Here is a 9,874-nt window from a genome sequence, read left to right as displayed (position 1 = left end):
GTTCAAGCCGTGATCAACAATGTGCGAAATAGTACATGTATGGTCGGCAGAAATCCCTGAGTCTTCTGCCCGCGGTATCACTCTCCCTTTGGGGCTGTTCGTCACCTGTTTCCGTTGCCATGGATGCATTCCGTGCCATTACCGTCACCTTAGGCGGGCGAAGGTTGCTGGGAATTCACCTAGACCTCCGGTGTTTGAAAGTCCGTACGATCGCCTATCGTGGACGCCGACGTGACAACACAAGCGCGAGGGTGAGGAAATGCGGCCCAGGATCGATCCGCAGGACGCGGACGACTTCGCCGTCACACCGGCGGGCCAGGTCTACCTCCAGGAGGTCAGCCGGTCATTGAACGGGATCCTCGCGGACCGGCCGCCGCCGAACGTCCACCGGACCATCGCCAACCACCCGACGCTGCTGCCCGCGATGCAGCCGCTGATGTCGCATGTGGCGGGCGACATCCTCCCGCCGCGCGAGCGCGAGCTCATCATCCTGCGCACGGCGTGGCGTTCACAGGCGTCGTACGTCTGGGCGCATCACCATGCCGCGGGACTCTTCGTCGGGCTGACCGAGACGGAGATCGCCCGCGCCGCCTCGGAGGACACCACCGGCTGGACGCCCTTCGAGGCCGCCCTCCTCAAGGCGGTCGACGAGCTCCACACCAAGTCGGCCATCTCGGACAGCGTCTGGAAGCAGCTCGCCGAGCAGTACAGCGAGGAGCAGATCCTCGAACTGCTGGCCCTCGCCGGAACCTACAAAACCCTGGCGTTCATCCTGAATTCCTGCCTGGTACCGGTCGACACCTGGATGGAGCGTCCGGCGCTGCTGCCGGTGGACCCGGGGCAGCTGACCTCCGGCAGGCACGCCCGCAAGCGCGAGTCGCCGCCGGGATCGGACGCCGAGACATGGAACCGGCGCATCGTGTTGCAGAACGACACCGGGCTCTCCCAGCTCACACCCTCGGCGGCCCACCCCGAGCCACCACTTCATGAGATCCTCGTCCGCTATCCGGACCTGATGTCCACGGCCGCGCAGGCCCGCGAGGCCGGCTCCCCGCTCCTGCTGATCCGCAGGAATTCCTCGGACATCATGCCGGACACGGACGGCTACTCCTTCAGCGCCACCCATCTGTTCGCCGATTCCACGGGTGTCCCGATTCTGGCCGAAGTGGTGGAACCGCACGACACCTGGAACGCGCACAGCGCCCTGTCCAAAATTCTCGACTACGCGGGCAGCGGGGCCCGGCACTGGCCGCTCCACATACTGCAGCGCTCCCTCGAGTACACCGCGCAATTGCAGGACACCACCGCGGACGATTTGCTGGCGGAGATGGGCTATCCGGTCGACCAGGGCTCGTTCCTCCGCACGATCGAGGCGAATCTGACCCTGGGCAGGCTCCGTATGGTCATTGTGGCCAGTCAATTCCCGCCCGAATTCAACCGGGTCATCTCGTTCCTGGGCCAGCAGCTCCGCCCCGCCGAGGTGTACGGCGTCGAACTGCGCCGCTTCTCCGACGGGTCCCAGGCGGCGTACATACCGAGGGTGGTCACCTGAGCGGGGAAGCCCCCGCGGACGGCTGAGGCGGACCGGGGCGTCGGCCCCGGCCCGCCTCAGCCGTCGCTCTGCTCACTCACCCGCGGGTGACTTCTTGCGGATCAGCGTGATGCCGTCCGCCATGGGGATCAGCGACATCTCCACCCGCGGATCATCGTGGACCAGCTTGTTGAACGCGCGGATCCCGGCGGTGTCGACGTCCCTGGCCTCGGGGTCCACGACCTTGCCGAAGAACAGGGTGTTGTCGACCACGATCAGACCGCGGTCGCCGAGGAGCGTCAGCGCCATCTCGTAGTAGTGCGGGTAGCCCTGCTTGTCGGCGTCGATGAACACGAAGTCGAACGTGCCGGGGCCCTCCTCCGCGAGGATCGCCTTCAGGGTGTCCGCCGCGTCACCGACGCGCAGGTCGATCCGTCCCTCGACGCCCGCCCTGGCCCAGTAGTCGGCGCCGATGCCCGCCCAGCGGTCGGTGATGTCACAGGTGACCAGCTGTCCGCCGGGCGCGAGCGCGCGGGCCAGGCACAGGGTGCTGTACCCGGTGAACGTGCCGATCTCCAGGATCCTCTTCGCCGGGGTGAGTCCGGCCAGCAGCGTCAGCAACTGGCCCTCCTCGGGCATGACCTGCATCGCGGTGCCCGCGGGAAGCTCCGCCGTCGTCTCGCGCAGCTGCCGCAGGACCGCGTCCTCCCGCAGGGAGAACTCCCGGATGTACTCCGAGAGCGCGGCCGGGAGACCTACCTGGTTCGCCATGCGTCATCCATCTTCTCTGGTCTTCTCACATCGGAACCGGCCGGGAGGTGCGCCTCCCGGCCGGCGAGGGCTCAGACGCCCTGGAGGCTGACGGCGTGCAGCTCCATCGTGGGCGGCGGGTCGGACGGCGCCGGGGACAGATGGAGCCGCTGGATGTCCTCCTGCGCGGGCGCGGGCAGTCCGGCCCGGCAGTCGCACGGCTCGTCGGTGAAACCGGCGAAGCGGTAGGCGATCTCCATCATCCGGTTGCGCTCGGTCTGCCGGAAGTCGGCGGCCAGATGGACACCCGCCCGGGCGGCCTGGTCGCCGAGCCAGCGGAGGATCGCCGAACCGGCGCCGAACGACACCACACGACACGAGGTGGCCAGCAGCTTGAGATGCCAGACGCCTTCGTGCTTCGCCAGCAGTTGGAGACCGACCGCGCCATGCGGCCCGAACCGGTCGGTGAGCGTGGTCACCAGCACCTCATGGCGGGGATCGGCCAGCAGCGCGCGCAGATCGGTGATGGAGTAGTGCACACCAGTGGCGTTCATCTGGCTGGTGCGCAGCGTCAGCTCCTCCACCCGGGAGAGCTCCTCCTCGGTGGCGCGTCCGATGCGCATCACCAGTTCCAGCGAGCGCAGGAAGTCTTCGCTCGGCCCCTGGAACTCCGCCTCGGCCGCCTTCCGCTGGAATCCGGCCTGGTACATCTGCCGACGGCGGCGCGCGTCCACGGTCACCGTCGCCGGGTTGAACTCCGGCAGGGCGGAGAGATCGGACAGCTGCTCGGCGTCGTAGCAGCGGACCTCGGGCAGATGGAACTGGACCTCCGCCCGCTCCGTCGGCTGGTCGTCGATGAAGGCGATCGTGGAGAGCGCGAAGTTGAGCTCGGTGGCGATCTCCCGCACCGAATCGGACTTCGGACCCCAGCCGATGCGCGGCAGTACGAAGTACTCGGCGACGCCCAGCGTCTCCAGCTGCTTCCACGCCAGGTCGTGGTCGTTCTTGCTGGCCACGGACTGCAGGATGCCGCGGCTGTCCAGCTCGGCGATGAGTTCTCTGACCGGGGCGGGGAGCGTCACCGTCCCGTCCTCCAGCAACGTGCCCTGCCACAGCGTGTTGTCGAGGTCCCACACCAGGCACTTCACGATCGGGGTCTGTTCAGCCACGGCTCTCCCTTGTCTCGGTTCGCCGACACATGTCGCGGGCATCGACACGGCGTGGTCGGCGAGGATCAGCTGACAGATCTCCGTACTGCCCTCGATGAGTTCCATGAGCTTCGCGTCGCGGTACGCGCGCTCGACCACATGGCCCTCGTGCGCGGCCGCCGAACCCAGGACCTGCACCGCCGTGGCAGCGCCCTGCGCGGCCTGGACCGCGCTCACCTGCTTGGCCAGGACGGTGGCGACGACCATCTCGGGAGAGCCGTCGTCCCAGCACCGGCTGGCGTGTTCGCACACCCGGGTGGCGATCTGCTCGGAGGTCAGCAGATTCGCCAGGTGACGGGCGACGAGCTGGTGCTCCGCGAGCCGCTTTCCGAACTGCGTCCGGGTGCGGGCATGGCCACGGGCGGCGTCGAGACAGGCCCGCAGGATGCCGACGCAGCCCCAGGCGACCGAGATCCGCCCGTACGCCAGCGCGGTGGTCACCAGGAGCATCAGGGGCTGTCCGCCGCCGAGCACGGCGGTGGCGGGCAGCCGCACCTCGTCGAGCCGTACATCCGCATGGCCCGCGGCCCGGCAGCCGGACGGTTGCGCCACCCTGGTCACGGTGACGCCCGGAGCCGAGGTGGGCACCACCACGGCGGCCGCACCTGAGCCATGGCGGCCGACGACGACGACCATGTCGGCGTAGTGGGCCGCGGTCGTCCAGACCTTCTGGCCGCGGACGATGACGGTGTCATCGTCCCGTTCGATGGTCGTGGTCATCGCCGACAGATCGCTGCCCGCCTCCGGCTCGCTGAACGCGACGGCGGCGAGCTGACCCCCGGCCAGTTTCGGCAGGTACTCGGCGTGTTGTCGGGCGCTGCCCAGGCGCTGAATGGTCCATGCGGCCATGCCCTGCGAGGTCATCACGCTCCGCAGGGAGCTGCACCGGCTGCCCACGAACGCGGTGAACTCGCCGTTCGCCGTGCTGCTCGCGCCGAGTCCGCCGGACGCCCGCGGCACCCCGGCGCACAGCAGGCCGCGAGCGGACAGCGTGCGCAGGACGTCATCGGGGATCAGACCGGTCCGGTCCCACTCCGCGGCCCGGTCACCGACGAGGTCGTCGACGAGGTCACGGGCGCCGGCGAGCGGCTCAGTCATCGGCGGGCTTCTCGGCGCCGCGCAACCGCACCACCAGAGCGGTCATGGCCTCGATGGTGCGGAAGTTGTCCCGCTTGAGGTCGTCCCCCAGGATCTGTACGGAGAATGCCTGTTCCAGATGGACGACGAGCTCCATCGCGAACATCGACGACACCAGCCCGGACCCGAAGAGATCCTGGTCGGCGGGGACCTCCGCCTTCACCCGCTCCGAGACGAACGCCGTGATCGCCTGCTCGGTCGCCTCGGCGGTGACTGCCTGGTCCATACTCACGAAAGCACCTCTCCATAGTTGTAGAACCCGCGCCCTGTCTTGCGCCCCAGATCACCGCGGCGCACCTTCTCCAGCAGAAGTTCACAGGGCTCGAAGGTGGGATTTCCGGTCCGCTCGGCAAGCAGCCGAAGAGCGTCCGCGAGGTTGTCGAGTCCGATCAGATCGGCGGTGCGCAGCGGACCGGTCGGATGGCCGAGGCAGCCGTGCATCAGCTGGTCCACGGCCTCGACGCTCGCGGTGCCCTCGGCCACGATGCGCGCCGCTTCATTGATCATGGGGTGCAGCAGCCTGCTGGTGACGAAGCCCGGCGCGTCACGCACGACGACCGTCTTCCTCCCCAGCCGGCCCAGCAGGGACAGGATCGCGGCCATGGCGTCCTCGCCGGTCCGCGGGCCGCGCACCACTTCCACCATCTCGATGAGATAGGACGGATTCATGAAGTGCACCCCGGCCAGTTCCGCGGGCCGCCGCACCGACTTCGCCAGTTCGGCGATGGGAATTCCCGAGGTGTTGGTGATCAGCGGGACCCCGGCGGGGACCGTGCCGGAGAGGTCCGCCATGACCTGCGCCTTGAGCGCGGCGTCCTCGGTGATCGCCTCGATCACCACATCGGCGTCCGCGACGTCGCCGCTGGAGAGCGTCGTGGTCAAGGTCCCGGTGGCCTGGGAGGCGGGGAAGGCGCCCATGAACTGCCCGTGCCGCAACAGCTGGGCGACTTCCGCCCGGGCGCTCTCCAGCACGTCAGCCGAGACATCGACCAGCACGACATCGACCCCACGGCCCAGCGCGAGTGCGGTGATGTTGCGTCCCATTACCCCGGCACCGACGACAGCGATCGTGTCCGATGCGGAACCCGCCATCCCCTGCCTCCAATCGTCACATCGATGAGCGCGCCCCTGCTATGCGCACAACAAGTGAATGCCAACAAGAACGGCGGGCCCCTGTTTCAATGGCACTTTCCGGTAAAAATACTAGGAGTACGAGGAGGAAGCGCATCCGCATGGGCGAGCCGGAGGAGGAACCGGGCGGGCTCCAGCGCGTCCGGCGGCGCCGGGCCACGGCGGGCGGCGGGGCGGTGATGGCCGATGTCGCCCGCCGCGCCGGGGTCTCCGGCCAGACCGTCTCGCGCGTCCTCAACGACCACCCCCGGGTCCGGCCCGAGACCCGCGAACGCGTCCGCGCCGCCATGCGCGAACTGGGCTACCGCCCGACCGCCAGCGCCCGCACCCTGGCCAGTGGCCGCAGCCGGACGCTCGGCGTGATCTCCTTCGACGCGGCCCGGTTCGGCCCCGCCGCCACCCTGGCGGGCATCAACGAGGCCGCGCAGGAGGCCGGTTACCTGGTCAGCACGATCGCGCTCACCGCCGCCGACCAGGCGGCGGTGCGGGGCGCGGTCGACCGGCTGCTCGGCCAGGGCGCGGACGGCATCATCGCGATCGCCCCGCAGCGCTCGGTGGGCGAGGCCCTGGTCGAGACCGACCACGGCAGGCCCATGGTCACGCTGGACAAGAGCTTCGGCGCCCGCGTCCCCGTCGTCGCGGGCGACTCCGCGTCCGGTGCCCGCCAGGCCACGGAGCACCTGCTGCGCCTCGGCCACCGCACGGTCCGCCACATCGCGGGCCCGGTCGGCTGGATCGCAGCCGAGGCGCGGGTGGACGGCTGGCGGGCGGCCCTGAGGGACGCGGGCGCGGAGGCGCGCGAGCCGCTCTTCGGCGACTGGAGCGCGGACTCGGGCCATGAGCTCGGCCGCCGCATCGCCCACGACCCGGACGCCACGGCGGTGTTCGTCTCCAACGACCAGATGGCGGTGGGCGTCCTCCGCGCCCTCCACGAGGCGGGCCGCCGGGTCCCCGAGGACGTCAGCGTGATCGGCTACGACGACATCCCGGAGGCGGCCCATCTGCTCCCCCCGCTCACGACGGTCCGTACGGACTTCACGGAGATCGGCCGCCGCTGTCTGGGCCTGATGCTCGACCAACTGGAACGCACCCCCGAGCCGGGGGTGCGCGTGACCATCCCCACGGAGCTGGTCATACGCGAGAGCTGTGGCCACCTGTTCCGGGGTTCCGCCCGGCAGGCTCAGGGGTAGAGCCCGGCCCGGAAGGTGAATGAGACGAGTTGCGCTCGATCACGCGCGCCGACCTTCGTCATGGCCCGCACCGCATGTGTCTTCACGGTGAACGGCGACACGGACATCTGGGCCGCGATCTCGTCGTTGCCGAGGCCGCTCGCGATGAGAACGACCACGTCCCGTTCCCTGGGGGTCAGAGCGCCGAAGCGGCGCAGCAGTTCCTTGTCGATCACCGGGGGCGGACTGTCGGTCATATGACCGATGAGCGCGGCCGTCGCGGCGGCCGACAGCGCGCCGCCACCGCCGACGACCTCATTGATTCCGGCGACGAGTTCGGCAGGGCTCACGGTCTTGCTCAGGAAACCGTTGGCGCCCGCGCGAAGGGCGGCGAGAACGATGTCGTCCTGGTCAAAAGTGGTCAGCACGATCACCCGCAGCTTTTCGGGCGGATGCTCCTTGCGGATCCGGCGGGTGGCTTCGACACCGTCGATGCCGGGCATCCGGATGTCCATCAGGACCAGGTCGACGGGGTGGTCCCGGAGGAAGGGGACGACCTGGAGTCCATCGGAGAGATCACCCGCGACAACGAGACCCGGGTCGAGCAGAAGCATCGTGCGAATGCCCGCCCTCATGTCGTCCTGGTCGTCGACGATCAGAATCTGCGTCATCAGACGACGGCTCCCAGGGGGCTGAACTCCGCATGGACCCGGAAGCGTCCGTCGGCACTGTCGATCGTCAGCCGCCCGCTGGAGGACTCGACGCGTTCGCGCATCCCCACGAGTCCGAGTCCGCTGCCCGCGCCGGAGCCGCGGAGCGAATGACCGACGCGGTTCTCCACGGTCACGCAGATCCTGCCGTCGCGCTCGCGCACCTCCACCGTCGCCGTCCCCTCTCCATGCCGGTAGGCATTCGTGAGCGCTTCCTGAACGACCCGGTAGACCGTCACGCCGACACTGGGCTCCACGAAACCGGTGGGGATGTCGATGGAGGGCCGGACGTCGAGGCCGATGCTCTCGAACGAGGCGATCAGTCCTTCCAGGCCGCTGAGCGACGGGGTCGGCCGAAGCGCCTCGTCGCCGGAAGTGTCGTCTCCGAGGCGGAGGAGCGCGAGGATCCGTTGCGTTTCGACGACGACGGTACGGGCGCTGGACCTGGCCGAGACGAGGGCCTGCCGGGAGGATTCGGCGTCCTCGGGCAGCCCTATTTCCGCGGCACCGAGATGCAGGCTCAGCATCGCGACTTGATGGCCGATGACGTCGTGGAGATCCCGGGCGATGCGGAGCCGTTCCTCGGTCACTCGCCGGGTGGCTTCGATCTCACGGGTGGCGATGGCGCTCTCGGCCCGTTCCTCCAGGATCCACCAGTGGTCCCGATGGATGCGGAGCGCGGCCCCTGTCGCACCTCCCGCTATGGCCGAGAAGAGGGCGGCGGCTCCCACGATCGCGCCGCCACGGAATCCTCCCAGCGTCATGAACGCCCCCAGGAAGAACGCCGCCACGATGCCGGTTCCGGCCAGCGGCTGCTTTCCCCTGAGGGTGACCGAGAACAGCACGAGGACCGCCATCATCCACACCGACAGGGGGTCGTGGCCCACCGCCGTGACGGCGAAGGACGCCGCGCTCGTCACGACCAGCCCCGCCCATGGCTTCCACCAAGAGAGGGCGACACCGCCACCGGCGAGGAATACCGAGAGGGCCGTCGGCCCATCCGACCCTCTCAATATCACTGCCACGATCTGACCGGTGAACACCAGCGCGGCCACTGCATAGGCGACTCGGTGCAGCACCTCGGGGCGGCGGACCCACAGGGGTGCCGCGGGCCCGTCTTGATTGTTCCGCGCCTTGACCATGGCCCGATTCTCGTTCCCGTGTGCTGCGGCCGTGTACTTCGAACGAAGTAGACAGCGGACCTGCTTCGGCCGATGGAGACGGCAGAACTCATTCGATCGAAATGGAGGGCAGAACTACTTCGATCGAAGTACGTGGCCCCTCCCGAGGCCGCCGAGACTCGTCATCGAGGCGACCGCCTCACACCATCTCGATCACAACGGGACACCCGATGACGCAGACCACGGTAACTCCGACCACGACCACGACGACGCCCACGCCCTCCGGGCTCCGATCGCTCTACCTGATCCGAGTCGCCTTCTCCCTGATCTGGGCGGCACTCGTCTTCGCGACCTCCGCCTCGCTCGTATCGGCGGACAAGCCCACGGTGATCGCGGCCGTGCTGCTGATCGTCTACCCCCTGTGGGACGTCATCGCCACGCTGCTCGAGCGTCGTATGACCGGTACCGGCTCCCCGAACCGCGTCAGCACCATCAACATGGCTCTCGGCCTCGCCACCACCGCCGGAATGATCATCGCTGTCTTCTCCACCATCAAGACGGCCCTTCTCGTGTTCGGCATCTGGGCCCTCGCCGCCGGAGCGATCCAGCTCGCCGTGGCGATCCGGCGCCGTCGCGCGGTCGGCGGCCAGTGGCCCATGGTCATCAGCGGCGGACAGTCCGTCCTCGCCGGTGGCATGATCGCTGCCACATCCGCCTCGGCGACAAGCGGCCTGTCCACCGTCGCCGGATACGCGGCCTTCGGCGCCTTCTGGTTCCTCGTCTCCGTCGTCGCCCTGAGCATCCGCGGCCGACGCGTGGGGCTGGGGGTGTGACGCGGCCGCGTCACAGATCCGCGGCGTCGCGGTGGCGCGGGCAGCGGCAGGGTGGGTACTGGCTGGACCGCAGGGGTTCGAGCTTGTCCTTGACCACGACGACCACCCTGCCGAGCTCCTGCGTGACGACCGCGCCGTCCGGCGAGACGCGGTAGACGCGCATCGTCATCCGTGGAGCGGTGGATTCGGTGTGTGAGAACACGTTGACCTGTTCTTTCCGGTCGGCCAATTACGTTGAGTGCACATACCGTTGCGTTCCGGCGCGTAGGCTGGAAAGAGACGAC

Annotated in this window: 10 protein-coding genes and 1 pseudogene; 3 read left to right on the top strand and 8 right to left on the bottom strand. The window is 68.8% G+C overall.

What is annotated here, in order from left to right:
* Positions 1–259: 259 nt before the first annotated feature.
* On the top strand, positions 260–1,552 hold the full coding sequence (locus LIV37_RS38365) for a carboxymuconolactone decarboxylase family protein (RefSeq protein WP_020872448.1): 1,293 nt from the start codon (positions 260–262) through the stop codon (positions 1,550–1,552).
* Positions 1,553–1,624: 72 nt separating this feature from the next.
* Here LIV37_RS38365 and LIV37_RS38360 read toward each other — a convergent pair whose 3' ends face one another.
* The 5 genes and pseudogenes from LIV37_RS38360 to LIV37_RS38340 form a co-directional block, all read right to left on the bottom strand.
* Positions 1,625–2,302, bottom strand: a complete 678-nt coding sequence (locus LIV37_RS38360; RefSeq protein ID WP_020872447.1) for an O-methyltransferase — start codon at positions 2,300–2,302, stop codon at positions 1,625–1,627.
* A gap of 71 nt (positions 2,303–2,373) precedes the next feature.
* Positions 2,374–3,450 carry an HAD-IIIC family phosphatase gene (locus LIV37_RS38355; protein ID WP_121825024.1) on the bottom strand — a complete coding sequence of 359 codons (1,077 nt, stop codon included), beginning with the start codon at positions 3,448–3,450 and terminating at the stop codon, positions 2,374–2,376.
* Between the two features lie 36 nt (positions 3,451–3,486).
* Positions 3,487–4,587: pseudogene (locus LIV37_RS38350) on the bottom strand (acyl-CoA dehydrogenase family protein); the annotation flags it as partial.
* A complete protein-coding gene (locus tag LIV37_RS38345) occupies positions 4,580–4,852 on the bottom strand; it encodes an acyl carrier protein (protein WP_020872445.1) in 273 nt (90 codons plus the stop codon). The pseudogene LIV37_RS38350 and the gene LIV37_RS38345, both read right to left, overlap by 8 nt.
* A 2-nt stretch (positions 4,853–4,854) precedes the next feature.
* Positions 4,855–5,718 (bottom strand): 3-hydroxyacyl-CoA dehydrogenase family protein, encoded by an 864-nt coding sequence (locus LIV37_RS38340; RefSeq protein ID WP_020872444.1) that lies wholly within the window; start codon positions 5,716–5,718, stop codon positions 4,855–4,857.
* Between the two features lie 140 nt (positions 5,719–5,858).
* Here LIV37_RS38340 and LIV37_RS38335 point away from each other — a divergent pair, with 140 nt between their 5' ends.
* Entirely contained in the window at positions 5,859–6,947 is a 1,089-nt protein-coding gene (locus LIV37_RS38335) for a LacI family DNA-binding transcriptional regulator (protein WP_020872443.1), read from the top strand.
* Here LIV37_RS38335 and LIV37_RS38330 read toward each other — a convergent pair.
* Together LIV37_RS38330 and LIV37_RS38325 are read right to left on the bottom strand one after the other, a co-directional pair.
* A complete protein-coding gene (locus LIV37_RS38330; protein WP_020872442.1) occupies positions 6,938–7,597 on the bottom strand; it encodes a response regulator transcription factor in 660 nt (219 codons plus the stop codon). The genes LIV37_RS38335 and LIV37_RS38330 overlap by 10 nt on opposite strands.
* Positions 7,597–8,778, bottom strand: a complete 1,182-nt coding sequence (locus LIV37_RS38325; protein ID WP_020872441.1) for a sensor histidine kinase — start codon at positions 8,776–8,778, stop codon at positions 7,597–7,599. Before LIV37_RS38325 ends, LIV37_RS38330 begins: the two co-directional genes overlap by 1 nt.
* 209 nt (positions 8,779–8,987) lie before the next feature.
* Here LIV37_RS38325 and LIV37_RS38320 point away from each other — a divergent pair, with 209 nt between their 5' ends.
* A complete protein-coding gene (locus LIV37_RS38320) occupies positions 8,988–9,590 on the top strand; it encodes a DUF308 domain-containing protein (protein WP_020872440.1) in 603 nt (200 codons plus the stop codon).
* Between the two features lie 10 nt (positions 9,591–9,600).
* On the opposite strand, the gene LIV37_RS38315 is transcribed toward LIV37_RS38320, so the two are convergent.
* Complete coding sequence (locus LIV37_RS38315; RefSeq protein WP_167525779.1) at positions 9,601–9,759, bottom strand: hypothetical protein; 159 nt, start codon at positions 9,757–9,759, stop codon at positions 9,601–9,603.
* Positions 9,760–9,874: the final 115 nt, after the last annotated feature.

It is taken from the genome of Streptomyces rapamycinicus NRRL 5491, assembly GCF_024298965.1.
Taxonomy (GTDB): Bacteria; Actinomycetota; Actinomycetes; order Streptomycetales; family Streptomycetaceae; genus Streptomyces; species Streptomyces rapamycinicus.
This window is presented reverse-complemented; position numbering and strand designations above follow the sequence as displayed.